The sequence below is a fragment of the Burkholderia sp. LK4 genome (assembly GCF_001043615.1).
Lineage (GTDB): Bacteria > Pseudomonadota > Gammaproteobacteria > Burkholderiales > Burkholderiaceae > Burkholderia > Burkholderia cepacia.
Window position 1 is genome coordinate 61859 of record NZ_LDUL01000064.1, and the last position, 26177, is coordinate 88035.

Sequence of the window (26177 nt, forward strand, 5' to 3'; positions counted from 1 at the left end):
ATCGCCGCCATGTCAATGCGTGCGTGTCGATCCGCCGGGCTCATGACGGCCGACCGCCTCCAGCAGCGCCCACATCCAGATCAGCTCGCGGACCGTGCCCGCATGCTCGTCGCTCTGCGCGCGCCAGCGCGCGAAAGCGTCGTGTTCCTGCTCCGTCGTATCGCCGGCGCGCAGCCACAGCAGCCAGCGCACCGCGCCCTCGCGGATCGCATCGGCGCGCGTATTCGCGTCGCCGGGATCCGTGTCCCGTTGCGATTCGTTCATGATCACGCCACCGCCCGAAGCTCCATCGACACACATCCCCCGCACCGCGCATCGCTGCGCGGCCGGGGCGCTTGCCACCCACGCCTCGGGTCCGACGACGTCACACCGGGCCGCCATCAAGGACAGCCCGGCGTTTGCCGGCCCTCATTGATCAAGTCGTATCGGACGGCCGTAACCCGCAGTGCGCGGACGGCCGCAAGCGACGCGAACGCATCGCGCGCGGAAGGAAAACGGGGGAATGAAGCGCGGGAAGCCGGTCAGCTCAACAGCACGATGTTGCCGGGCAGGCGCGTGATGTGCGCGCCGTACAGGCGGCCGACCATGTCGATCACGTCGTCGAGCCGCGTGATCGGGAACTGCGCCTGCATCCGGTTCGCGCCGAGCGACGCGCGGCGCAGGATGACCTTGCCGCGCCGGTAGCGGTTGATCTCGTCGACGACGTCCGACAGCGGCACGCCGTTGAACACCAGCATGCCGCGCCGCCATGCGCTGACGGCGCCCGGATCGATCCGCGACACGGGCTGCACGCCGCGATCGTCGTAGACGACCTGATCGTCGGCGTTCAACATGCGCGCGCCGCGCGGATGCTGGAGCGCGACCGTGCCGGACAGGCAGGTCACGCACACCTGCGTGCCCGTGCGCCGCACGTTGAAGCGCGCGACGGTCGCCTGCATGCGGCCGCCGCCCGCCACCACCGTGACGGGCTGAATCGGCGTCGCGCGGCCGGCCGGCGGCGCGACCGCGTCGATCTCCGCTTCGCCGGCGACAACTTCGACGCCGTGCGCGGCATCGCTCGCGGCCAGCACGTCGAGACGCGTCTGCGTATTCAGCTCGACCGTCACGCGCGACGACAGCGCGACGCTGCGCTGTTCGCCGGTGCCCGTGTGGTAATCGGCGGCAATATCGCCGAGCGACGGCCACAGCTGCATCGGCGGCCGTACCGCGAGCCACGACGCGCCGGCCGCGACCGCGAAACCGATGAATGCGCGCCGCCCGGTGCGCATCGTGCGCTCGCGCCTTGCAACGTTTGCCCAGGCAGCGGCCGCCCGCTCCTCGTGCGCAAGCTCGGTCGCCGCCGTGCGCAGCGAACTCCAGGTGTCGCGCAGCAGATCGGCGGCCTGCGGACGATCGGCACACCAGCGCTCGAACGCATCGGCTTCGGCCTGGCTCGCTTCTCCCGAGCGCAGACGCAGCAGCCACGCACTCGCTTCGTCGAGTTCGTCGTGGGCAGGTTGGGCCTGGGCTTTCGTCATCGTCCTGATGCTCAAAATTTACGCGGGCCGCCTCGCGTGCCCGTGTACGGATCACCATCTTCCTGCATGCGCTGCAGGCAGTACTTCATCGCCGCGCTCAGCTCGCTTTCGACGAGCCGCAGCGAAATGCCGAAATGCTCGGCGATCTCGCGGTTCAGCAGGCCGTCCACGCGGGCGGCCAGCAGGATCGCGCGGCGCCGCGGCGGCAGGCCGCGCAGCACGTCCTTCAGGGTCTCGACCTTGCGGCGCGCCGCCACGATCCGCTCGGGATCGGCCAGCTCGTCGGGCATCTCGAGCAGCGTCTCGACATCGTCGTCGTGCAGATGCCGCCGTTCGCGGCGATGCTGGTCGATCGCGACATTGTTCGCCATCCCGAGTATATAGGCGTCCGCGTTCGTCACCTGCGTGGAGACGTTCGCGTTCTCGAGGCGCAGCCAGGTTTCGTGGAGCGCATCGGCGGCGCCGTCCTTCGACCCCGTCACGCGTTCGAGCCGCCTGACCAGGTACGCGTAGCGCGTCGCCAGCAGATTCCGGAGCCCGGAGCGGTTGCTGTCGGACATGGCCGCCTAGCCCCGAACGGCCGGCTGCGGCGCCGGGCAACGGAAATGCACGCCGTTGCCGGCCGGCCGCAACAGGATCGTGACCGGCTGCGGCAGGTCCGCAGGCGGCGCGTCGTCCAGCTTCAATGCGCGCAGCGCGCGCATCACCGCCGCGTCGCGGGCGGCCGAGCCGCTCGATGCCACCATGTTGACCGCCACCACCGCCCCCCTGTTGTCGATGCGCACCTGCGCGACGAGTCGATAGCTGCCCGGCACCGCCCCTGGCTGCGCGCAGAGCGCATCGATCAGATGCGCCTGCAACAGGCCCGCGAACGCGCGCCGGTCGCCGGAATCGCCGATCCCGTCGATCGGCAAGGCCGCATCCGCCGGCGTGTCGGCCGTCGCGGGCGCCTGCTCGGCGGCCGGCTGCGCGACGATGATCGCTTCGTCCGGACGCGAGAATTCCGCACGCAACCCCGTTCCGGCCAGCATCCGCTCCAGCGCGTCGCGCGGCGCGAATTCGCCCTGGACCGGCGCGCTCGTGCGCCCGTCGAGCAGCGGCGCCGGCGCCAGCACGATCAGCTCGGTGAGCCGCGCGAAGTCCTGCAAGGTCTTCGCGAGCGGCTGCGCGGGCAGATCGAAGCGCACCACGCTGCCCGGCTGGCGGACGATGGAACCGGTCTCCTGCGCGTGTATGCCGTGCATGCACGGCACGACGAACGCCAGCCACGCGACGAGCGCCAGGACACCGGTCGGCGCCCGTGAACGAGTCATGAATCCCTGGACGGAAGTGGAGTTGCACGTTGCCGGCGAAACGCGCCCCCCCGTGAGCGGTTCCGCAGCAAACGAACGTCAGATTGTGAGCGGGCACTATGACAGTCCGGTGAAGCGTGCAGCGATGCGATTCAATCGCGGCGCGTTCCCACATTGCGGGCATGCCAGGCGCCGAACGTCGCTCACGGCCGGCGCACGACGAAGGTGCCGATGCCCGTGCCGACGACGGCCATCCGCACGTCGCCGGACCACAGCGTGATCGTCACGGGTACGTCGATGCCTTCACTGCCGAGCACGACGCGCGACGGCACTTCGCCGCCGCCGGTGTACCGCACCGACACGCCCGTCACTTCCGCGCCCCAGCGGCGTGCGCGATACAGGTCGTCGGTCATCGGCGCCCACGCGCCGCTTTCGGTGCGCTGCACGAAGCGATAGCCTCCGCCGACCGTCTGCCACGCGATCGGAATCGACCGCACCTGCGCTTCGTCGCCGGCCGATTCGAGCAGGTTCGCCAGGCGCTGGGCCTCCTCCGCCAGATCGGTGCGTCGATTGCGCGACGGCGCGAGCGTCACGACCGCGACCAGCAGCCCCACGATCACGAGCACGACGAGCATCTCCAGCAGCGTGAAACCCGCCGCCGTGCGATGCGCGGTGAGCGCGCGCCGTCCGCGACTGTTCAGGATGCGCATTATTTCGTCACTGCCACGAGCCGATGTCCGCATCGTTCCCCTCGCCACCCGGTTTGCCGTCCGCGCCGTAGCTGAACACGTCGATCGCGCCGTGCGCGCCCGGGTTCAGGTATTGATACGCGTTGCCCCACGGATCCTTCGGCAACCGCTCCAGATAGCCGCCATCCTTCCAGTTGTTCGGCACCGGATCGGTTGCCGGCTTCTGGACCAGCGCGGTCAGCCCCTGCTCCTGCGACGGATAGCGGCCGTTGTCGAGGCGATACAGGTTCAACGACTGCATCATCGTGCCGATGTCCTGCTTCGCCGCGATGCGGCGCGCCTCGTCCGGACGGCTCATGATCTTCGGCACGATCAGCGCCGCGAGAATCCCGAGGATCGCGACCACCACCATGATCTCGATCAGCGTGAAGCCGCGTTGCGTGTGTCCTCCCGCGTGGCCGGCGTATCGCGTTCGGGTTTCGTTGGGCCCCGTCATCATGCATTCACCCTCGCAACAAAGAATGGAAAACCTCTTCTGTTCATCGCACCGACTCGTCGCCATGAAACCGTTCGACCTGCTTCGCATCGCGCCTTCGCGCGCCGATCTCGTTCCACTCGCCGCGACGCTCGCTGCCGCGGCCGCACTCGCGACCGTGTCGCTGTGGGCCGTGCGCGTGCTGAGCGCTGCCGATGCGCCGGTCGCGACGCTTGCAGCGCCGCCCGCGCCGATCGACGTTGCGGCCGGCGCGCGGCTGTTCGGTGCAAAACCCGACGACGGCCGCGATGCCATCCAGCTGCTCGGCGTGCTCGCCTTCGATGCGCGCCGTGCGGCCGCGATCGTCAGCGTCGGCGGCGACGCCTCGCGCGTCGTGTCACTCGGCGCGGCGATCGGTGAAGCCGCGAAGCTCGCCGAGGTTCGCGCGCGCTCGATTGTCGTCGACCGCAACGGGCTGCATCGCGAGATCGCGCTGCCCGCCGCGGAGAAAGCCAACGCATACGTGCGCTGAGCCGAGCCTCACTGCACCATGTTGTTCAGCTCGATGATCGGCATCATCACCGCCAGCACGATCACGAGCACCACGCCGCCCATCGCGAGAATCAGCAGCGGTTCGAGCAGGCTCGTCAGGAACATCGTGCGGCGCTCCAGCTCGCGCGATTCGCCTTCGGATGCGCGATCGAGCATCGTCGTCACGTCGCCGGTCGCCTCGCCCGAGCGGATCAGGTGCACCAGCACTGGCGGAAACGTCTTCGTATGGGCGAGCGCACGCGACAGTGCCGAGCCTTCGCGCACGCGCACGATCGCATCGTCGACGTTCGCGCTCATCGCGCGGTTCGACAGCGTCTCGCCGGCCGCCTGCAACGCGCGCAGGATCGGTACGCCGGCTGCGGTCAGGATGCCGAGCGTGCTCGCGAAACGCACCGTGTTGTAGCCGCGCACGAGCTTGCCGGCGAGCGGCGCGCTCAGCAGCCAGTGGTCGAACTTCAGACGCGGCCCGTCCTGCGACAACACCTTGCGGATCGCGAAGACGATCGCAATCGTTGCAAGTAGCGACGCCCACCACCAGTGCCGCACGAAATCGGACAACGCCATCATCACGACCGTCAGCGTCGGCAGCTGCTGCTTCGTGCTGGTGAACACGTTCGCGACCTGCGGCACCACGTAGCTCAGCAGGAACGTGACGATGCCGAATGCGATCAGCGTGACGATACCCGGATACGTAAACGCCAGCAGGATCTTCTGCTTCAGTGCGTTGCTTTGTTCGATGTAGTCGGCCAGGCGCGACAGCACGATGCCGAGCTTGCCGGTGTGCTCGCCCGCCGCGACGAGCGCGCGATAGATCTCCGGGAAATCGCGCGGATGCTGGCTCAATGCGTTCGCGAACGAATGGCCGCCGACGACTTCCGCGCGGATCGACGCCATCAGCTCGCGCACGTAGTCGCGCTCGGCCTGTTCGCTCAGCACCGACAGCGATTCGTCGAGCGGCAGCCCTGCGACCAGCAGGCTCGCGAGCTGGCGCGTGATGATCGCCTGCTCGCGCTGCGACAGCTTGCGGCCGAGCGACAGGCGCTGATGACGTTCGCCGTGCAGGCGTTGCGCGGCGAGTTCGACGACGAGCGGCGTGAGCCCCTGCGTGCGCAGATGGCTGCGCCCGGCGCGCGCGCTGTCGGCTTCGAGCACGCCTTTCAGCGTGCGGCCGGTGGGATCGATCGCTTCGTAGCGGAATGCCGACATGTCACTGCCCTCGGGTCACGTGTGCGACTTCCCCGGCGACGTCGTGCAACGAGTCGGACGGAGTCGTCGGAGAAGACTAAGGAGTGAACCGGCGCAGATTTGTGACGGATGTTGGGCTACCTTTTTGAGGTTTAGCGGGCTTTATTACTTCCGGCCGTTGTTCTTATATTTGATAAACGATTTCATTCTGGGCAGTGACATCAATTATTCAATCATTAATCATCCAGCAATCACGATCCAATGATCTCCCAATGATTCAATTAAATGAATTTCCGGAATATCGCAACCGGATGATCGATTCACCTCTGGAAGAAATGTTCCGTAGCATCTGCCACGAAACCGACTTGATGTTCGGATAGCGCCGCTGTACGCACAAGCACGCCAGCGGAGCGACATCGCGCCGCATCGGGCCGCCTTCCCAACATCTGGGAATCGATCGCCACGCGAATCGATCACGATTTTTCGCCAGCCAATCCGGATAACGCATTGGCAATATCGACAAAAATGTTCCGTACCATTCGTTATTAAAAATTCACACGCGTCATACGGAATTCCCCCTACATTTACCCGGCGGTCCACAAGTATTCAAACCGCAGTAGCAGGGGTTCCGTTTATCTTCGTCCAAGGAAATTTCTCATGAAATCCAGCAAGCGCAAGATCTGTCAAGTCCTCGCTCTCGTCGTTTCGGGCATGGGCGCATCCCTCGCGATGGCCGCAGGCCCGGTGATTCAAGGTGGCGGTTCGTCGCTCGTCGCGCCGACGATCGGCTCGGTCAGCAACCCCGCCAGCGAAATCGGCCTGTTCGGTACGTCCGAAGGCACGTTCACGTACTACTCGGTCGGCTCGGGCGCCGGCCAGAACGCGTTCCTGAACAACCAGCCGACGTTCTTCGGCTCGGGTGTCACCGGCACGGTTCACTTCGCCAACAGCGATGCCGCACTGACCACCGCTCAGGTCACCGCGTACAACAACACGGGCCTCGGCACCACGAACGGCCCGCTGATCCAGATCCCGTACATCGTGACGGCCATCACGGTGCCGGTCGTCAACGCGCCGGCCGTGACGAGCTCGACGACGCCGCAAACGACGCCGGGTCAGGCGCACAGCATCGCGCTGAACGACGACGACCTGTGCGGCATCTTCTCGGGCAAGATTACCGACTGGAACAAAGTGATCAACCCGGAAACGGGCGCTGTCTACACGACGACCAGCAAGCCGATCAAGGTCGTCTACCGTTCGGACGGCAGCGGTACGACCGAACTGCTGACCCGCCACCTGGCTGCCGTCTGCACGACTGCCAATACGGCTTCGGGCGTCAAGTTCACCGATTCGCTGACGTTCGCGAACACGTCGGCGTTCCCGTCGGGTGTGCCGGCGAACTTCATCGCGGCCTCGGGCAGCGGCGGCGTTCGCGGTTCGCTCGCATCGCTGTCGTCGGCCGGCACGGCCGCCGTCGCCTACCTGAGCCCGGACTACACGAACACGTTCCTTGCTTCGCAAAGCTCGGTCGTGACGTCGTCGGGCGCGCTGCAACTGCCGATCGCCAGCCTGTACAACACGAAGGACACGAAGTACTACGCACCGACGTATTCGAATGCGAAAACGGCGCTGGGCACGATTTCCGCTCCGTCCAACCCTGCTGATGCGAATGCATGGGTACCGGTTTCCGGCACGGCATACGCAGCGCTAGCCAACCCGTCGTCCGGTTATCCGGTCTCGGGCACGAGCCAGATCATCCTGAGCCAGTGCTATTCCAACGCTGCCGCGGGTACGGCTGTTCATGACTTCCTGAACAACCACTACACGAATGCCAGCTACGCATCGGTCATCCACGGCAACGGTTTCGACGTCGTGCCGTCGAGCTTCCAGACCGCGATCTCGGCGAACTTCCTGAGCAACTCGAGCAACAACTTCCTCGACATCAACGATTCGAGCGTCTGCGGTGCAGGCGGCTTCGCCGGCCGGTAAGCCGGATCGCTTCCGAATCAACGTCCTGATGAACCGCCTCGAGTGATCGAGGCGGTTTTTTGTTTCAACACGCCGACCAGTCGCGCTGAACGACGACGACCTGTGCGGTATCTTCTCCGGCAAGCTGACGAACTGGAACCAGGTGATCAACCTGGAGACGAGGGCGGCCTATACGACGAACGCACCCATCAAGGTCGTCTACCGTTCGGACGGCAGCGGCACGACCGAACTGCTGACCCGCCACCTGGCTGCAGTCTGCACGACTGCCAACAGGGCTTCGGGTGTCAAGTTCATCGATTTGCTGACGTTCGCGAACACATGGGCCCTCCCCGCAGGCATGCCACCCACTTTCATCGCTGCGTCCGGCGATGGTGGTATTCGCGCGTCACTTGCATCACTGACGTCGATCGGTACGGCGGCCGTCGCCTATTTGAGCCCGGTCTATGCGAACGCGACGACAGCGCTCGACACACTCTCCCCGCCGCGAGGAGCCGCCATGCAAGCTACGCATCGGTCATCCACGGCAACGGTTTCGACGTCGTGCCGTCGAGCTTCCGGACAGCCATCTCGGCGAACTTCCTGAGCAACTCGAGCAACAACCGGCTCGATATTGGCGATTCTAGTGTTTGCGGTCCAACCACATTTCCCGGCCGTTAGAAGACGCGGCTAGGGCGTGTTTACGCCCTAGTCCAACGAAATCCGATGAACCACCGGGACGATCAGGTGGTTGATCGTTCTCCATTGCTGATAAGCGCCATCGGCTCTCGACGTCTTCGTCCTGCAACATTCCTTCCAACCCAACTCAGAACCTGTTCAACTTCCCCAACTCCTCCTTGCTGAGCAAAGTTCTCTGAGTCGGTCCCGCCGCCCCGAACCCCAACAACGAAACCGAATTCGACGAATCGTAGCCAACCTGCTCCGATCTGCGACGCTTCGATATGCCATCCGGGCCGTTATCACCGAAGCCCTCGACCTGCACGCTGATCGTCCAGCGACGCGGCGCGACGCCCGATGCGTTGTTCCTCGCGATGTCCTGCGCGACCTGGCTCGCCGCCGACGCCGCCGAACTCGCCGCCGTCAGCGCACCCGTGTTCACCGCCTGCACGAGCGGAATGCCGGTCGCCTTGCCCGTCACCTGGATGTTGTCGGCATTCACGACACGCAAAGCCGCGACGTTCAGGTTGCCCGCGCGAATGCCGGCGTCACCCGCATCAACGGTACCGCGCGGCGCGATCAGGTTCACCGTGCCTTTCGGCGCGCCCGGTATGCTCTGCAGCGTCGCGATGCCCGCACCCGTCACCTGACCGCGCGAATCGACCGTGCAGTAATGGTTCGCATCGCAGACATACTGCGGCGCCGGCGTGTCGGCCGACGTTTTCGCGCCCTTACCCGCGTTGATGTCTCCGTTCGAACTCCAGATCGTCATGTCGCCGCCCTGCTCGGTGAAAATCCGGCTCTGCGCGAGCAGCACGCTCTGATCCGTGAAGATGTCGACGTTCCCCTTCTCGAGCGTCAGGATCCCCATCGTGCCGGGGCCGGCCACTACGTTTCCGGTGCTGTCGACGATCTGCGGCGGCGCCGTCGTGCTGCCGACGAGCGCCTGCCCGCCGGGACCGAGGATCGTCACATCACCGCCTTGCTGCGTCTGGATCGTCGTGCTGCGAATGTCGAGATCGCCGGTAGCGACCTGCTTGTTCGCACCATTCGAGCCACCGCCCAGATTGTTCGCGGGATAGCCGAACGAAGCCGGAAACAGCGTGTTGATCGCCTGATAGCCTCTTGCGTACTGACCGCTGTATCGGCTCGCAGGATCGTTGAAGTCGGCACCGACTTGCGCGAGCACGCCGAACAGCACCTTCTCCGCGAATAGTTGCTGAACGTACGACGGCAACGCCTGGAATTGCTTCCACGCTTCGTCGGCCGTCAGCCGGCCAACCTTCGCCAGCGCCGCATCCTTGTCGGCCTGCAGGCCCGTGTCGACGCCAATTCCCGCGTCGTACTGCTCCATGAATGCAATCAGTGCGGGCGTTGCGCTCGGTACGCCGGCAACCGAACTGCCCGGCGCGACGTAGGTCGAGACGAAGCCGGGAAGATCGATGCCTGGGCCTACGCCGAACAGCACATTGATGCTCGCACTCTCGTGCGGCAGATTCGGGTTGTTCGCGTTTCCGACTGCATCGATGCCGGTGAAAAGGTGCGCGAGTCCGCCCACGTTGACCTTCCGGTTATACAACTCGGCTTGACTCGTCAGCGGGCCGACATTACGTCCAGCCTGAACATCGAACCATCCCGGTCCGCCAAGCGACAGTACCGGCACCGCACCGGTGGTCGTCGAAATCGGCGTATCGTAAATGTCCCGCCCCGCCACGACGCGCGTCACATCGGAGCTGCGCAGATTCTGCCCCCAGAACGCCAGATTGACGATGTCCTGCCCGGCCTGCAAAAGCGCGGGTTTGTCGACCGAAAACGTGACGAGATTCTGGTAAAAGCCGTCGCCGGTAACTGATGTATTTATCCCGCCATTGACGATGCTTCCGTTCAAGCTGTAAACGCGCACAGGCTGCAAATCTGCACCGTGAAGCGGATTCAGCGCATGAGCTGCAAGCGTCGTATTCGTCAACGCCGGGATATTCGGTGTCAAGCTCGGATTCGTCGGCGACGGCATCTGCGATGGATCGGCGTCCGATAGACCGAACGTTTTCGGCAATGCTGCGTCGATCCGCGTGGCCGATACATTGGACAGGTACACCGATTGACCCGCGATCAAGTTCAACTGACCGACTGCCGAAGGATAGAGAACGCCTCCGGATTGGATGTCGATTGCACCGTCGAATGCGGTCATGCCGAGGCTCGCAGGCAACACGCCATTTGCACCGGTCAACGCTCCTCCGAGCGCGCCGAGTTGAACGTCGCCGGTCGTGGACAGCACATTGACCGCCGAAGTCGGGGAATAGACCTGATTGTCAGGATACTGGCCATAGCTCGAAAGATTGATGACACCGGTCGGCTGTCCACCGCTCTGCACAAATCTGCTTGAATAAGACGGATTCAATACCGCGCCAATCCCCACACCCTGACGTGCGGTAACGTCGAATATGCCGTCCTGAGTCGCAAGCACCGTCGACACGTCGATCGGACCAGCGCCGAGCACACGAGGTGCGACGGAAATATCGGACCCGATGCGGCCGCCAGCCGATATCGTCCCCGTTCCCTTCGCAACGAAGTAGTCACCACTCAGGATGTCTCCACCGGCGCGTACGGTCAGATTTCCTCCGCCGACAGTGACAGGCTTGCCGCTTCCGTCCAGGTACCACGTGGTCGGCAGCGACACGGCCAGGTCCGAAATATTGCCGCCGGCGCTGATCGATACGTTACCGCCGACGCTCATCACGCCTTGATCGAACGCACCGAAATCGATCGAGGTACGGGTCAGCGGAGTAGTGACGATTTGTCCGTCCGAGGTTTTCCCGCCCGTGATCTGCATCCACTGCCACCAGTACTGGCTGATGCTGTTGCCGGCATTTCCCGTTACAACTCCGGTCGTATCGATCACGTTCTGCATGCCGTTGATGTCGCCCTGAGCATGAATCGTCAGGTCTCCCGCGGAATCGGGATTCACCGCCGGCGTGACCAGAACGTCCTGCGTACCGCTCGCTCCAGGCGCAATCGCGGTCGCAACACCGACCGGCGGCGCCCCCGTTGCCGGGGCGCCCGCTGTATAGATCACGCCAGGAATGACCAGAGCGGTCGGATCGGCAGTCTTCGTCGTGTCGAACAACGACACGCCGTTGCCCGCAGCGACGTCGATCGAGCCGGTGCCGGTACGGATCGTTACCGGCTCGACGAGTGTCAGGCCGTTGCTGTCGACATAGCTGGCATGCCCGCTCAGCATCACATTGCCTGCACCGGGAGAAGTCGAGCCTGCATTCGTGAGCGTCGAAACGGGTTGCAATGCAAGCGGGTTCGCACTCTGTACATCGGCACCGGACACGATCCGATACGACGAACTACCACCGCCAAGCAGCGTCGCGTACGCAACCGGCAGCGGATTGTTTGCCGTCGGCACGTTAGCCACCGTATTACCGGGCAGAACGCCAATATTTACGACCCCCGTATCCGGAACCGATGCTGGCGCATTCGGCGCATAGAACATGTTGTAAGCGCCGCGCGGCGTTCCGAGAATGCTTTTGGTGAAGCGAAGGGTATTGGAGTAGTCCGAATATCCGAGGATATAGTTCGCATAGTCGGCCAGGTACGCGGCCTGCCCGGACACCGACGCGTTTGCGGCCGGCCCCGTCGGCGGCGTTGGGGCATCCGGCGTACCGAATCGATTGACCGCAACAATGTTGTATGTCCCCAGGTAAGCAGCAGAATCTCGCGAGCCATTCAGATCGGGCCCCCAGTAAGCGGTCAGATAGTCGGTATAGGTTGCGAAATTCGCCGGGTTCGGTGCCGCGGTGACCGAAGGCTTGACCGGCACGATATGCCCGAGGTATTGCGCCGCCGTTTCCGGCGATGTCCAAGCCTCGGTCGTGATCTGCCATGCGCCCGTGTATGACAGGTACGCCGAATAGTAGCCAGCGGTCTGTCCCTTCAACGGCGCAGCAAGCACCCCGTTCGGATCGAGCGATGCGAGGCTTGCGGAATTTCCGTCCGTGAAGTTCACCGTGATTTGCGTCGGATCATCGATCGCCACAAGTTGATCGAACTTCTGCTTCGCGTCCGTGTAGGTACCGGTTGCCGTAACCGGCCCCACCCCGCCCAGAATCGACGCCACCTGGCTCTGATAGAACCCGTCCGAAATGCTTGCGTACGCATCGAAATCGTTCGCCGCGCGGAACGTCAGCGTCGGCGCGATCGTCGACCGATAGCGGAAATCGGGTGTGATGCTGCCGCTATTGTTCGGTGCGCCCGCGCCGAGGTTCCAGTTCGACAGCACCGAAATATTGCCGCCGTTGACCGCATTGCCCGGATTGTCGAGCTCGATGCCCGGCACGACGCTGAAATTCTGCAGCGATGCACCGGCGAACTGGCCGGCGACGCCATCCGGGCCATGCTGAACGAACGCCATCAACGTGCCCGGCGACGTACCGGAACCGTCGGCGCGATATCCATAGAACGCGACATGATCGGCATTCGCGGCCCCTGCGACGAAATACGCACCTGTCAGCCCGGTAAAGCCGCTGCCGGAAATCCCGTTGCGCAATTGATCCTCGGTGACCGCCGTCGACTCGCCGGTCGCGTTGTTGACGAGCGTTCCGCCGCCTGCGCCGCCAGGCGTATAGCTGTACGTCGCCGGCGTGCTGCCCGGCACCGTGAACGTTCCGGCAAGCAGATGGCCACTGCCGTCGTACCAGCCGGCCGGATCGATGAGGCCGTCGAAATGCTGCGAGCCGGTCGTCGCATCCGCTGCGCTCCACACCGCATACGCCTCGACGGTCGTCTTGCGCGAACCATGCACGCCGCCACCATCGAGCGCGATATTGACCGTGCCGTCGCGCAGCAGCGGTGCACGGAAATTGACCGTGCCGTCGAGTGTGCCGCCCGGCGTACCGCCGGACACGTCGATCGACGCATTCGAGCCGAGCCGGATCAACCCGGACTGCGCGGCGGATACATTCTCGTAGCCGTAAGTCGCGTTGTACGGATCGGCTACGGCCGGATCGAACGTCGCGCTCGTGCCGATCGCGACCTTGCCGCCGCGCTGGCTCGCATCGGTCGCTTTCGCGAGCAGCGAACCCTCGATGTCGACACCGCTCTTGCCGTACAGGCTGATCTGCCCGCCCGCCTTGCCCGACGCATCGATCGTCCCCAGCACGTTCACGTTGCCGTTCGCCGTATCCGACGCGTTGCCCGCGCCGCCGTCGGCCGTCAGCGACACCGCACGGGCGGTCAGCGCATTGCCCGCCGACAGCGTCAGGTTGCCCGACCGCGTATGAATGTCGATCGACTGGTTCACGCCGCTCGATGCGAGTGTCTTCGCGAGCGAATCGAGGTCGGCCGCGCCGCCCGTGTCGAGCGACAGCGAGCCGCCCGCGTAGCCGTTCGTCGCGCCGCCCTTGATCGTGCCGTTCAGGCTCGCGACCTGCTTCGGCGCCGACAGCGTCAGGCTGCCAGCCGCGCCGCCCCCCTTCGCGCCCGAGAAGTCGAGCGTCGCACCCGGCTGCACGTCGACCGTCCCCGCATCGGCGGTCAGGATAATCGAACCGGCCGGCGCGTACTGCGTCACGTCGAAGAACTGCTTCGACACGCCCGCCGAACTGACCGTCGAACCGCCGCCGATCGTCAGGTTGCCGGTGGTCGCCTCGAGGCTCACGTTGCCGGCGGGCGCCGCGATCGTCGCACCGTTGTCGGCAAGCGTGCCGCCAACGAATTTCCATGCGCCGCCGACCGGCGCATTCGTCAACGCGGTGCCCGCCGCGCTGTTCAACGTCAGCGCCCCGGTCGTCTTCACGGTCGACGCGGAGCTCGTATCGGCCAGATACACGGGCGCGTTGAGCGTCACCGGCAGCGCACCGAAATCGAACGTCCCGGTGCCTTGCCCGACGATGCCGCCGGTCGCCGTCAGGTTCGCCGACGAGAATCCGCTCAGCGTCTTCGTGCCGGTGCCGAAGTCGATCTCTTTCGCGTTGACCGTCAGCGCACCGCTGCCCGGCGTGACGGTGCCGTTCGCCGCGCCCGTCTCGTTCGTGAACGCGATCTGCTGTCCGTTCAGCGTCACGCGGCCGCCGTCGCTCGTGAACGTACCCGCGCTCAGGTCGACGCGCTTGCCGAACGTCGCGCTCACGTCGCCGACGAAGCCCATTGCACCGTAGCTGCGCAGCGACACGAGATCGGCGTTGGCGAGTTGCGCCAGGCCCGCCGGATCGATCACGAAACCCGGCAGCGCCGCCGCGGCCGCGCCGCTCGCGTTCGTGAACGTGATCGCCGAACCATCCACAGTGATCGCTTTCCCGGACAGCACCGCGTTCGGATCGACCTTCAGGTTGCCCGAGGAATCGAGCATCAGCGCCTGGCCGCCCGACAGCGTCGCGCCTGCACCGACCGTCAGCAGCCCCGTGCCGGTGCCACCCGTGCGCGTGAGCGGCGCCATCGCGCCATTCGACACGCGCAGCAGTGCGCCGTCGCCGGCGATCGTGATCGGCTGATCCTTCGCCGCCGGGTAGTCGCCCGCCGCCGTGATCGATGCACCCGCGTCCACGCGCAAACCGTTCGCCGCGCTCGGATCCGTGCCGCTCGCGTCGGTTTTAGTCACGAACAGGATCTCGGGCCCCTTCAGCGACGAATTCCCGTCGTTCGACACCACGACGCTGTTCGCGATCGGCGTGATCGTCACGCCCTTGGTCGTCGCCGCGCGCGTGCCGCCGATCAGCAGGCTGCCGGCACCCAGCGAATCGAGCGCCTCGCCGCCGATCTGCAGATAGCCGGGCAATGCGGCGCTGCCGCTGCCGGTGATCTGGATGTCCTGCGACGCGATGTCGACCTCCGCCGGCGCGCCGCCCGGGCCGGCCGCCGCGTTGAGCGTCGCGCCAAGCGTCAGCGCCTTCGTCGCGGCGAGCACGAGCTGGCCGCCATCCACCGGCAGCGGCGGGGTCACGTTGCCCTGCTTCGCGGCCTGCGCGGTGAAGAAGTCGTTCGCGCCCTTCAGCGTGTACTGCGAATACTGCTGCCACGTCGCGCCCGACTGCACGTTGAAGAGCGTCGGCGTCGCGCTGCGGGCGCCCGTCACCGCATCGGCGAAATACCCGGCCGCCATGACGGTGCCGTCCGGCAGCACCTGCGACGCGCCCGGCACGACGTTGCCCGTCGTCGCCGACACGGTCACGCGGTACGCGCCGGGCAGCGTCGCATACTTGCCCGGCAGCAGCGTGTAATAGCCGGGCGCGAGTCCCGGCACGCCGGACAGGTACACGGCCTTGCCGATCGCGTCGTTCAACCCGGCCTGGCCGACGCCCAGCGTCACGGTCTTGGTCGTCGGCGTGCCGTTGCTGGCGACATCCGGCTGCACGGTCTGCGCGAACAGCGGATCGTAGGCTGCGACCGGCGATTGCGTGCCCGGCACGATCGCATAGACGTTCCCGCCGCCCGCATTGACCGGCACCGCCGTCGCGCCCTTGCCGCTCGCATAGCTCACGTTGTATTGCGACAGCACGTCGCGCGTGCCGCCCGTGCCGGGCACCCATTCGGCGGCCTGCAGGTCGCCGCCGCCGGACAGGTCGATCGTCGCGCCCTTGTTGAGTGCGACGCTGGTGCCGTTGACCCCGATGTACTTCGCTGGCGGCGCGGTCAGGTCCGACGCCGTCGTGCCAGCGATCGGATTGAATTGCCATTCGACGCCATCGACCGTCGTACCGTAAGGAATGATCGAACCGCCGTTCGAAACCGACGTCACGCTGCCGTTCGCGAAGGTCACCGAATCCGTCGCCACGAGCAGCAGGTTGCCGAACTGACTCTGCGTGGCGCTGTTCGTCGGGTCACCGACGCCGAACACGATCGTGCCGGACGGCGCACGCACGGTGCCGCCCTGCACGATGTTCGTTGCATCGACGAGCAGCGTGCCGCCGGCCGACAGCGGCGTGCCGGACACACCGGTCGTGCCGAACGTGACGGTGGTCGGCGCGGGTTTGCCGGTGGTCGAATCGACCGGGCCGACCGCATCGACGATGAACGTGCTGCCGGTCGCCGGATACAGGCTCGCCGCGTTGAACGTCACGTTGCCTGGCGTGTACAGCACGCCCGGCGACAGCCCCTTGCCCGATGGATTGGAAGCGCTCAGACGGATGTCGCCGCTGCTGGTGAAATTCGCCTGCCCGATATTGTTGAGCTGGAACTGGCTGCGCAGATCGACGAACGACGCATTCACGTTCAGCGTCGCGTCGGAACGCGTGGCGACCGGCGTGAAGGCGGGTGTCCCCGAAGGGGCCATCGGGCCGGCAAATGCGACGTACGGCGCGCTGATCGTCACCGTCGTGCCGAGCGGAACGGCCGGCGGCTGGGCGAGCAGGTCCGCGAGCGCCGAGTTGCCACCCACCGGCTTCGCAGGGGTCGACAGCAGCGTCGAAAGCTGATCCATCCCGATCGCCGCGATCCGGCCGGTATTCAGCGTGACGGATTCGGGCAGCGTCAGGTTCACGTTGCCGGCAAACGCGATCGGCGGCGCCGCGAACGGGGATGGCGTGCCATCGCCCAGCACGAGATTCGCGATTCCCGAATCGTTCAGGCGATCGACGGCGAACTGGATCACGCCGGTGGGCAATCCGGTCGGCAACCCGGTGGTCGGATCGATCGGCGTCGGAAAATCCTTGCCCGGCGCAAGCCCCGCGGGCAACAGCATCCCGCTTTGCTGCACGACGAGCGCCGTCGCACCGGGCGCACTGCTGTTCGCCCGCGGCAGGATCGTCAGCGTACCGCCGCGCGCCTGCGACGCGCCGGCATGGCCGGCCATTGTCCCGTCCGCAAAGAGGCCGTACGCGGGCGCCAGCGTGATCGAGCCCGCATCGCTCCACACGGGCTGCGACGCATAGGTGCCGTTCGCCTGCAATCGGTCGAAGTTCGCGGATGTGCCCGACACGTCGATCTTCGACCCGGCTTGCGTCACCACATAGCCCGCATCGCTCGACAGCGTCACCGAACCGCCAGGCAGAACCTTGCCGGTATTCGGCACGACGGTCGTTCCACCGATCTTGACCGGCGCGGCAAGCGGATTGGCGAGAGCGACACCGGATACGTCGAGCGTTGCATCCGACCCGAGCCACGCGGATCGGCTGTTGCTTGGCGTGAAGACATTGAATTGGCCCGGTTGAGGGGCCGTGGTGCCGGTATCGGCGCTCAGTACGATCGACCCGCCCGGCGCGACCACCGAGCCGAGCACGGTCACCTGCTTCGGCGATGCGAGCACGATGCCTGCACCGGCGTCCGCGTGGATCGATGCCCCCGACGACAGCGTCACCGCACCGGTCACGCCCGGATACGACGGCACCGCGCCGTTGTTTGCCGCCGTCAGCCACGACACGACGTTACCGCCGGTCAGCACGAGCCCTGTCGGCTGCCGGTGATACGCATCGAGTTGGCCGACCGTCGTCAGGCCGCCCGCGGACAAGCTCGCGCCCGAACCTGTCTGCTGCAGCGCCAGCGCGTCGGGAAGCAGGTTTCTCTGCGTGAGCGCAACCGTCGCGCCCGGCGCGATGGTCGAGTCGTAGTACGCGTTCAGCACGTACTTGCCGAAGCCCTGTTGCGCAAAGAAATTCTCGGGCAGATACACGTCCCACGGCGCCGCTGCCGCCTTGTCTCCACCGATCCGGAAGCCGAGCGCGCCCAGGGTCATCGTCCCGCCCCCCGAGAAACCGTCGCTCAGGATCGTGCCGCCCATCGCAATCGTGCCGGCAGTCGGCTGGGTGTCCGGCAGGTTCGCGCCGCCGTCGTTCGTATGACCGAACTGCGCGCCGCCCGCCGGCACCGCATAGGTCTGCAACGCAACGTTGCCGCCGCGCCCGGCCGGCACGCCGTTCTGTATCAGCAACTGGCCGTTCGCGAGCATTTCGCCGCCGCCCGACACATCGAGCACGCTGCCCGGTTGCAGCAGGATCGATCCTGTCGCATCCACGGCGGTGCCGTTCACGAACGTCGCACTCTCCCTCGCCGACAGCGAAATGCTGCCGCCGTTGATGAACTGGCTGTTGCCGGGCGTCGTGCCCGGTGCGGCCTGCACGTCGTTGTTCACCCACTGGCCGGCCGCACTGAGCGCGCCCTGCGGCCCGACGACCACATTGCCGCCGCTCGTGATCGAAATCGAACCGGACGGCGCGGACAGGCGCCCCGCGACGGTCACGTCGGCGCCGACCGCCGGGCTGTTGAGCGAGATCGAACCGCCCGGTTGCAGGTTCAGCTGTGCGCCCTGCCCCACCACGATGCCCTTGCCCGCGTTCTTGTCCTCGGTCACGTTCAGGTTCGCGAACCCGCCGTTGTTCAGCGTCGCGACCGGTACCACGCGCGTCGCCGGCAGATTGTTCGGATCGTTGGCGGCCAGCGATTGCGGCGCCCCCTTGTCGAGCGGCGTGTCGATCGAGAAACCCGGCATCAGCGCGCTCAACTGCGGTGCCGAGTCCTGCAGGATCGTCAGTCCCGACAGCGCATTGAGCGGCAGCGACGCGGTGTTCGCCGCACTGTTCCACGTCATCCCGGCCAGCGCAGTGCCGGCCAGCTTCGGATCGGCCCCCAGGTTGAACGTGCCGCCGGACGGCAGGCTGTTGCCCTGCATCTGCTTCGCACCGCCGAACGCCTGCGCGCTGATGTCGCCGTCGAGCACCAGCGCCTGCGACGCGAACAGGTCGAGCGTGCCCGCGTTGCCGCCGACGATGGTGTCGGACTGGTAGGTGCCGCCCGTCTGCAGCGGGTTGAACCACGACTTCGTCACACCCCAGCGCGGATGGCTTTCGACGAACTGCCCGGCAATGCCGACATAGCGATCGTACGGGCTCGCCTGCCCGATCGGCACGATCGCGCCGTTGGCGTCGACGAGCCGCGTCGTATTGACCATCCCGCCGTCGTAGTGCACGTACCCGCCGTTCAGGTTCATCGACGAACCGGTCGCGGTCATCACCTCGTTACCGGACAGCGTGATCGTGCCGCCGTTGGTCAGCAGTTGGTCGACGGTACGCGGAATCAGGTTCACATAGCCGGACAGATTCAGGATCGGGCTGCCGACCCACTGCACGCCGTCGCTGCGCGTGCCCGACAGCGTGCTGTCGACGACCACGCCCTTCAGCCCGAACAGGAAACTGTTGCGCAGCAGCGGCGAATCGGCGAGTTCGTTCTGGCCGATCCGGTCGACCGTCACGAGCGTCTGCGAAATCGGCGCCTGCACGTCCGCCAGCCCCGACACGTCGATCGTCGCGCCGTCGTCCACGTAGATGCGGCCCGGCACCGCGGTCTGGCCCGACACCTGGTTCGTCACGACCGACGGCGCATAGGCCGTCACCGACACGTTCGAGCCCGGCGCCTCGATCAGCGAGCCGCCCTGGAACCAGACGGAGCCGGCCGTCATCGCGATGCCGCCCGGCGTGAAGGTCGTGCCGGGCGTCGACGTCGCGGTCTGGCCGTTGTTGTCGGGCAGCACGGTCGTCACCGATCCCGGCCCGAAGCTCAGCAGACCGGCGCGATTGACGTTGTCGCCGCCGCCGGGGCCGCCCGTGACCGGCGTCGAGCCGGTATAGGGATTGCCCAGCGGATTGTTCGACGCATATTCGTCCGCCGTCGAGATCGTGATCGTGCCCGGCGTGTTCACGCTCGTCGTCACGCCCACCACGCCGTTCTGCGCGACGCGGCTGCCGAGCAGGTTCACGTTGCCTCGCGCAGCCTGCACGATACCGGTGTTCGTCAGCGTGCCGGCCGGCGTGACGTCGATCGACGCGCCGGTGGCCGGGTCGACGGTCACGATCTGCCCGCTCAGCTCCGGCAGCAGCACTTGCGGATTGCCCAACGTTCCGGCTCCGTTCGGCCGCAGGCTCACCCCCACGCCCGCCGCCAGCACGACCTGTCCCGACGTCGCCGCGATGCTGCCCGCGTTCGTCACGTTCGGCGCGGCGACCAGCACGAAACCGCCGTCGCTGGCCGTGCCGTTGGTGTGCGTCGTGATCGACGCGCCCTGCTCGATGGTCACGTCGCCCGGCGGCTGATACGCACCGCTCAGCAGCGCCTGACTACCGAGCCCGAGCACCTCGTTCGGCTTGCCCCCGTCCCCGGCCGTTCCGCTCGAACTCCCCGACTGCGGATAAGCCAGCCCGCCCGTCGTCCCCGCCGGCAGGCTCAGGAACTGCTGGTTGCTCGCGACGATGCCCGCGGGCGTTGGCACGAGCTGGTTCTTCATGTCGAGCAGGTTCAGCGACGAAGCAACCAGCGAATGCACGTTGACCTGCGATCCGGCGCCGAACAGCACGCCGTTGCGGTTGATTACGTACACGGCGCCCTGCGCGGTGATGTTGCCGAGAATCTGGCTCGGCCTGCCGCTCGGATCGTTGATCCGGTTCAGCACGGCCCAGTTGTTCGCGCCGTTCGTCTGCGTGCCGCCCGATTGATCGAAATTCAGCGTCGTCTGCCGGCCGACGTTCATCGTCTCCCACGTCAGCACCGCGTTCTGCCCGGTCTGCTTGACATCGACGTTCACGTGCCCGCTACTGTCGACATTCTGCGTCGGCGCGTTCGCGTTGAACCACAGCACGGGATTGTTCGTATCGCTCGACGCGCCAGCCGCCACCTGCAGCCCGCCCGGCGTCAACCCGTTCGGCACGGTCGAAGGCAGCTTCGCCGCCGCCGCTGCCGCATTCTGCTGCGCGGCAATCTGCGCGGCGATCGCATGCGCTGCATACCCGAGGTTGCGGATCGATGGCTGGCTCGCCTGCAGCGCCTGCTGCGCCGACACACCCAGATTCGGCATGCCCGGCGCGCCGCCGGCACCGCCCGCACCGCCGCCGGACGCACGCGCGGCCGCCGCCCCGAGGTTCATGATGCCCGCCGCGTGCACGTGCGCGGACGCGCCCGCCAGCAGCATCAAGGCCACGGCCCGGACCAGCGGCCGCAGTTCCGATTTCAGGACCGGGCGCGAGCCCGTCGCGTCAGGTTGTCGTGCCGTGCGTGCGCGTGCTGCCATTCTTCACCCCGAATCCTATGAAATTGCGCTGGACGACGGTCGCGCGGAAAGCGGCGCCAATCCGTTTTCGCGCTCGGTCGTTGCAACCGGGATCGACCCCGGCCACTGGAATCCCAAGAACATACGAAGGCCCGATGGCAGCCGCGTGGCGGGTGTTACGGACGATTCGGGCCGCTTGCCAAAGGTCCGTAGCTTTTGTCACAGTCGGCCGGGCCGGTCACGCGGTGTCGCGATGCGCAAGGATGCGGGCCGCGAGCGCCTGCGCCACGCGTTCGACCAGTGCCGGCCAGTCGCCGGGCAGCCCCTGCCGGAACAGCGTCGCGGACGGATACCACGGGCTGTCGTCGCGTTCGAGCAGCCAGCGCCAGTCCGGCACGCGCGGCAGCATCACCCACACGGGGCGTCCGAGCGCACCGGCCAGGTGCACGACCGACGTATCGACGGCGATCACCAGATCGAGCGTGTCGACGAGCGCGGCCGTTTCCGCGAAATCCTTCAGTTCGGCCTCGAACGACAGCACGCCGCTTGCCTCGAAAGCTTCGGCGTCACGCGGGCGCACGCCGACCTGCAGGCTCACGAACGTCGCATCGAGCGCGACGAGCGGCGCGAGCGCGGCGAACGTCATCGACCGGTTTTCGTCGTTCGCATGAACCGGATTGCCCGACCACGCGAGCCCCACGCGCATTCGTCGCGGCGGGGCGGCCGCATCGAGCCGTTCGACCCATGCGGCGCGCCGTTGCGGGTCGGCATGCAGGTACGGCACGTCGGCCGGCACCGTGTCGAGCGTCGTGCGGAACGCGAACGGCAGGCTCATCAGCGGGCAATGCAAATCGAACGCCGGCACAGGCTGTCCGTCGGCGACGACGCGGCTCACGCCGCGCAGCGTCCCGAGCAGGTCGGCCAGCGCGGCCGGCGCGTCGACCACCACGGTCGCGCCGCGCTCGTGCGCGAGGCTCGCGTAGCGGCAGAACTGCAGCGTGTCGCCGAATCCCTGCTCCGCATGCAGCAGCAGCGTGCGGCCGGCGAGCGGTTCGTCGCCCGTCCATTGCGGGCGGTCCGCATGACGCCGATGCAGCGTCACGTCGGCGGCATCCCAGCGCGCTTCATGCTGCCGCCAGCCGGCGTCGAAGTCGCCCGTCACCAGACGGCAGAACGCCTCCGACCGGCGCGCGACGCCGTGATTCGGGTCGCGCCGGCTCGCCAGCGCGAAATCGGCAAGCGCGGCTTCATGGTCGCCGAGTTGCTGCCGTGCCACCGCGCGCGCGTAGATCTCCTGCGCCGTCCGGCCCGGCGCGCTGACGGCCGCCGCGTAACTCGCGAGCGCATCGTCGTAGCGGCCGAGCAGTTGCAGCGCGATCGCGCGATTGCACAGCACTTCCGCGTGCGGGCCGCGTGCTTCGAGCGCACGGTCGTAATGCGCGAGCGCTTCGTCGAACGCACCGAGCGCCCGCAGCGCGCCGGCCCGGTTGCGCAGCGCGTCGAAATCCGCCGGTGCGCGCGAGAGGGCTTCGCCATATGCGTGTGCGGCTTCCTCGTGCCGCCGCAGCCCGAGCAGCGCGTTGCCGCGGCCGACCCACGCGCCGACGTTGTCGCGGTCGCGCGCCAGCAGCCGGTCGCCACGCTTCAGCAATTCGTCACGCAGATGCAGCAAGTCGAGCGCGACACAACTCACGAACAGCAGTTGCATGTCGTCCGGCATCCGCGCGAGCGCTTCGTCGAGACACGCCAGCGCTTCGGCCGGACGCCCCAGTTCGATCAGCGTATAGCCGCACGCGTAGACGAGATCGGGCGTCTTGCCGCGCACCACCATCGCAAGCTGAAAGCAATGCAGCGCCTCGTTGCCGCGGCCGAGCGCACGCAACGCATGGCCGCGTTCGGCGAGCGCCGCCGGGTCGTCCGGCGCGATCCTCAGCGCGCGCTCGATGCTGATCAGCGCGTCGGCGGGCCGGCCGAGCGCGCGCAATGCCTCGCCGCGCCGCACCCACGACACCGCGCGGCCCGGCTCGCGCGTCAGCGCAAGATCGTAGGCGCCGACCGCTTCGCCGTGCCGGCCGAGCGCATGCAGCGCGTCGCCGCGCGCCGCGTAGGCCTGCGCATGGCCGGGATCGCGCTCGAGCGCCTGCGCAGCCGCGTTCAGCGCTTCGCGATGACGGCCCGTGCCGCTCAACGCCTGCGCATGATTCACGAAATTCCACGGGTGATTCAGCCCGGACTGCATCGATCGCGCGATCAGCGGCTCCGCGCGCACGGCGTCGCCGAGCTGGAGGTGCGCGAACCCGAGCAGGTGCAGCGCCTCGACGTGATCGGGCATCATCGCCAGCACACCCTCGTAGAGCCGTCTCGCGCTCGCGTAGTCGCGTTGCTCGAGTCGTGCGCGCGCATTGCGCAGCGCATCGTCGACGGCGGCCCGCAGCGGCGCGGCACCCGCGCCGAACGCCGGTGCCTGCGCCGTGCTCATCGCGACGCTCCCGCCACCAGCGCCGGCAGCGCGTCGCGCAGCCGCTCGACGACGGGCGCCCACTGTCCGCCTTCCGGCTGGCGAAACAGTCGCGCACCCGGATACCACGGGCTGTCGTCGCGATCGAGCAGCCAGCGGAAGTCCGGCGTGTGCGGCAGCATCACCGCGAGCGGCCGGCCGAGCGCGCCCGCCAGGTGCGCGACCGACGTATCGACGCTGATCACCGCATCCATTGCCTCGGTCAGCGCGGCCGTTTCCGCGAAATCCGTCAGTTCGTCGCCGACGAAGCGGATCGGGCTCGCATCGAGCACCGGACGATCCTCGTCGCGGATCACCTTCTGCAAACTGATCCATTCGTAGCGTTCATCGAGCAGCGGCAACAGGTCGGCGAGCGTGATCGAGCGATTGCGGTCGTTCAGGTGCAGCGGATTGCCGGACCACACGAGGCCGATGCGCGGCCGGTCGCTCTCCCCCAGCCGAGCGCGCCAGTGCTCGACTCGCGCGGGATCGGCGCGCAGGTACGGCCCGCCCGCCGGAATCGACGACAGGTCGGTGCGGAATTCGAGCGGCAGGCTCAACAACGGGCAATGCAGGTCGAACGGCGGCAGCGGGTCGCCGCGCGCGACGAGCACGTCGATGCCGTCGAGCGTCGCGAACAGCGCCTTCAGCTCGACCGGCGCCTCGACCACCACGCGCGCGCCGAGCGCCTTCACGAGCGGCACATAGCGGCAGAACTGCAACGTGTCGCCGAGCCCCTGCTCCGGATACAGCAGGATCGTCTGCCCGTCGAGCGGCATGCCGTGCGTCCAGCGCGGCTGCGCGAAATCGCGCCGGCTGCCGTCGAGCTGGCTGTCGCGCCAGCGCCATTCGTATTCGGCCCAGCCGGCCTCGAAATCGCCGATCGACAGGCACAGGAACGCGCGCATGCAGTGCGCCAGCGCATAGTCGGGGTCGATGTCGATCGCTTCCGCATACGCGTGCAGTGCGTCCTCGTGCCGCCGCAGCGCGCGCAACGCGCTGCCGCGATGGAAGTGCGCGAGCTTGTCGCGCGGCGTCGCGGCGATCACGCGGGCGAGATCGTCGAGCGCGTCGTCGTAGCGATGCGTCTCGATTCGAACCCGCGCACGCGTGAACAACGCTGGCGCATAGTGCGGATCGATCGCCAGCGCGCGGTCGCACATGTCGTGCGCATCGTCGTGACGGGCCACCCGCATCAGCGCGCTTGCATAGTTGCACAGCACGCCCGTGCTGCCCGGCTCGACTTCGAGCGCGCGCGCATAGCTGTCGACCGCATCCGCGAAGCGGCCCAGATGGCTCGCCGCGTTGCCGCGATTCGCGAGCGAGCGCGCATGGCGCGGGTCGATCGCGAGCGCGCGGTCGCAACGCATCAACGCCTCTTCGTGTCGGCCGAGCTGTTCGAGCGCGACCGAGCTGTTGAAAATCGCATCGACGAACGTCGGGCTCGCCGCGATCGCCGCATTGAAATCCGCCAGCGCGTATTCGGGATCGTGCAGGTCGAGATACGCGACGCCGCGCAGGAACAGCGCGTCGGCGCTGCCCGGCCGCAGCGCGAGCGCGTGACCATAGCTGTCCGCTGCATCGCGGAAGCGGCCGAGATCACGCAGCGCAAGCCCGCGCGCGCGCATCGCGTCGAACGTGCGGCCCGCGAGTGCGATCGCACGATCGCAATCGGCGAGCGCATCGCCGGCTCGGCCGAGTGCGCGCAGCATGTCGCTGCGCTTCACGTAACCGTCGGCGAACCCGGGCGTCAGTTCGAGGAGGCGATCGTAGACCCCGCATGCTTCGTCGTATCGCGCGAGTTGCGCAAGCAGCCCGGCCCGCTGAAACAGCACGCGCTGATGCAGGGGATTGATCGCGAGCGCCTCGTCGAGCCGCGCGAGCGCATCGTGCTCGCGCCCGAGCCCGGCCAGCACCGCCGAGTAGTTCGCGAGCGCGAGCGGCACCGGCTGACGCTCGACCGAGCGCCGCATCAGCGGCTCGGCATCGTCGAGGCGCCCCTGCTGGAACCGTACCGCGCCGAGCAGATGCAGCGCCTCCGGATGCTCGGGATCGAGCGCCAGCAACTCGGCATAGGCATGCTCCGCATGCTGCAGCGCGCCCTCATGATGCGCCTTGCGCGCGCGCAAGAGCAGCCGTTCGAGCTGCATGGTGTCGGGCGGGCGGCGATCCGGCGCGACCGGCGCGCTCGCAAGTGTCGTCCCTTCCCCGTTCGGTGTCATCGTGTGGCCCCCACTGGTCGCTGTTCGTATCGCGTGTCGTGTCTAACGTGTCATCGGTTCGAGCGCGGCACGCACCGCGTCGATCGCATCGGCCCAGTTGCCGGGTGCCGGCTGGCGAAACAGCCGCGCGGACGG

The 26177-nt window shown here is 67.0% G+C and carries 13 protein-coding genes; 3 read left to right on the forward strand and 10 right to left on the reverse strand.

Going from position 1 to position 26177, the window contains the following annotated elements; all coding sequences use genetic code 11:
• Positions 1 to 12: 12 nt before the first annotated feature.
• From VK92_RS29115 to gspG, 6 genes are all read right to left on the reverse strand, one after another.
• Positions 13 to 264, reverse strand: a complete 252-nt coding sequence (locus VK92_RS29115; protein WP_226203684.1) for a FecR/PupR family sigma factor regulator — start codon at positions 262 to 264, stop codon at positions 13 to 15.
• A 257-nt stretch (positions 265 to 521) separates the two neighbouring features.
• Positions 522 to 1517 carry a FecR family protein gene (locus VK92_RS29120; RefSeq protein WP_048022651.1) on the reverse strand — a complete coding sequence of 332 codons (996 nt, stop codon included), beginning with the start codon at positions 1515 to 1517 and terminating at the stop codon, positions 522 to 524.
• Positions 1518 to 1528: 11 nt separating this feature from the next.
• Positions 1529 to 2077: an RNA polymerase sigma factor gene (locus tag VK92_RS29125; RefSeq protein WP_011354683.1), complete on the reverse strand. Its 549-nt coding sequence runs from the start codon at positions 2075 to 2077 to the stop codon at positions 1529 to 1531.
• A gap of 6 nt (positions 2078 to 2083) precedes the next feature.
• On the reverse strand, positions 2084 to 2830 hold the full coding sequence (locus VK92_RS29130; RefSeq protein WP_048022652.1) for a secretin and TonB N-terminal domain-containing protein: 747 nt from the start codon (positions 2828 to 2830) through the stop codon (positions 2084 to 2086).
• Positions 2831 to 3012: 182 nt separating this feature from the next.
• The gene (locus VK92_RS29135; RefSeq protein WP_048022653.1) at positions 3013 to 3519 is read right to left on the reverse strand and encodes a GspH/FimT family pseudopilin; all 507 of its coding nucleotides are present in this window, start codon (positions 3517 to 3519) and stop codon (positions 3013 to 3015) included.
• 7 nt (positions 3520 to 3526) lie between these two features.
• On the reverse strand, positions 3527 to 3994 hold the full coding sequence (gene gspG / locus VK92_RS29140) for a type II secretion system major pseudopilin GspG (protein ID WP_046196550.1): 468 nt from the start codon (positions 3992 to 3994) through the stop codon (positions 3527 to 3529).
• Positions 3995 to 4058: 64 nt separating this feature from the next.
• Here gspG and VK92_RS29145 point away from each other — a divergent pair, with 64 nt between their 5' ends.
• Positions 4059 to 4505: a general secretion pathway protein GspC gene (locus tag VK92_RS29145; RefSeq protein WP_082160835.1), complete on the forward strand. Its 447-nt coding sequence runs from the start codon at positions 4059 to 4061 to the stop codon at positions 4503 to 4505.
• 8 nt (positions 4506 to 4513) lie between these two features.
• Here VK92_RS29145 and gspF read toward each other — a convergent pair whose 3' ends face one another.
• Complete coding sequence (gspF, locus tag VK92_RS29150) at positions 4514 to 5731, reverse strand: type II secretion system inner membrane protein GspF (RefSeq protein WP_048022654.1); 1218 nt, start codon at positions 5729 to 5731, stop codon at positions 4514 to 4516.
• 636 nt (positions 5732 to 6367) lie between these two features.
• Here gspF and VK92_RS29155 point away from each other — a divergent pair.
• Both VK92_RS29155 and VK92_RS40830 read left to right on the forward strand, forming a co-directional pair.
• The gene (locus VK92_RS29155) at positions 6368 to 7699 is read left to right on the forward strand and encodes a substrate-binding domain-containing protein (RefSeq protein ID WP_048022655.1); all 1332 of its coding nucleotides are present in this window, start codon (positions 6368 to 6370) and stop codon (positions 7697 to 7699) included.
• A gap of 109 nt (positions 7700 to 7808) precedes the next feature.
• Positions 7809 to 8282 carry a substrate-binding domain-containing protein gene (locus VK92_RS40830; protein WP_419761808.1) on the forward strand — a complete coding sequence of 158 codons (474 nt, stop codon included), beginning with the start codon at positions 7809 to 7811 and terminating at the stop codon, positions 8280 to 8282.
• Between the two features lie 219 nt (positions 8283 to 8501).
• Here VK92_RS40830 and VK92_RS29160 read toward each other — a convergent pair whose 3' ends face one another.
• The 3 genes from VK92_RS29160 to VK92_RS29170 form a co-directional block, all read right to left on the reverse strand.
• Positions 8502 to 21245, reverse strand: coding sequence for a filamentous haemagglutinin family protein (locus tag VK92_RS29160; RefSeq protein WP_048022656.1), 12744 nt, complete (start codon positions 21243 to 21245; stop codon positions 8502 to 8504).
• 316 nt (positions 21246 to 21561) lie between these two features.
• Positions 21562 to 23802 carry a tetratricopeptide repeat protein gene (locus VK92_RS29165; protein ID WP_048022657.1) on the reverse strand — a complete coding sequence of 747 codons (2241 nt, stop codon included), beginning with the start codon at positions 23800 to 23802 and terminating at the stop codon, positions 21562 to 21564.
• Complete coding sequence (locus tag VK92_RS29170) at positions 23799 to 26042, reverse strand: tetratricopeptide repeat protein (RefSeq protein ID WP_048022658.1); 2244 nt, start codon at positions 26040 to 26042, stop codon at positions 23799 to 23801. Before VK92_RS29170 ends, VK92_RS29165 begins: the two co-directional genes overlap by 4 nt.
• Between the last annotated feature and the right edge of the window lie 135 nt (positions 26043 to 26177).

Excerpts from the sequence above, each read along its gene's own strand:
- VK92_RS29125 (WP_011354683.1), bottom strand. The coding sequence starts at position 2,077 with ATGTCCGACAGCAACCGCTCCGGGCTCCGGAATCTGCTGGCGACGCGC.
- VK92_RS29120 (WP_048022651.1), bottom strand. The coding sequence starts at position 1,517 with ATGACGAAAGCCCAGGCCCAACCTGCCCACGACGAACTCGACGAAGCG.
- VK92_RS29155 (WP_048022655.1), top strand. The coding sequence starts at position 6,368 with ATGAAATCCAGCAAGCGCAAGATCTGTCAAGTCCTCGCTCTCGTCGTT.
- VK92_RS29130 (WP_048022652.1), bottom strand. The coding sequence starts at position 2,830 with ATGACTCGTTCACGGGCGCCGACCGGTGTCCTGGCGCTCGTCGCGTGG.
- VK92_RS29165 (WP_048022657.1), bottom strand. The coding sequence starts at position 23,802 with ATGAGCACGGCGCAGGCACCGGCGTTCGGCGCGGGTGCCGCGCCGCTG.
- VK92_RS29170 (WP_048022658.1), bottom strand. The coding sequence starts at position 26,042 with ATGACACCGAACGGGGAAGGGACGACACTTGCGAGCGCGCCGGTCGCG.
- VK92_RS29145 (WP_082160835.1), top strand. The coding sequence starts at position 4,059 with ATGAAACCGTTCGACCTGCTTCGCATCGCGCCTTCGCGCGCCGATCTC.
- VK92_RS29135 (WP_048022653.1), bottom strand. The coding sequence starts at position 3,519 with ATGCGCATCCTGAACAGTCGCGGACGGCGCGCGCTCACCGCGCATCGC.
- VK92_RS29160 (WP_048022656.1), bottom strand. The coding sequence starts at position 21,245 with ATGCTGCTGGCGGGCGCGTCCGCGCACGTGCACGCGGCGGGCATCATG.
- VK92_RS29115 (WP_226203684.1), bottom strand. The coding sequence starts at position 264 with ATGAACGAATCGCAACGGGACACGGATCCCGGCGACGCGAATACGCGC.
- gspF (WP_048022654.1), bottom strand. The coding sequence starts at position 5,731 with ATGTCGGCATTCCGCTACGAAGCGATCGATCCCACCGGCCGCACGCTG.
- gspG (WP_046196550.1), bottom strand. The coding sequence starts at position 3,994 with ATGACGGGGCCCAACGAAACCCGAACGCGATACGCCGGCCACGCGGGA.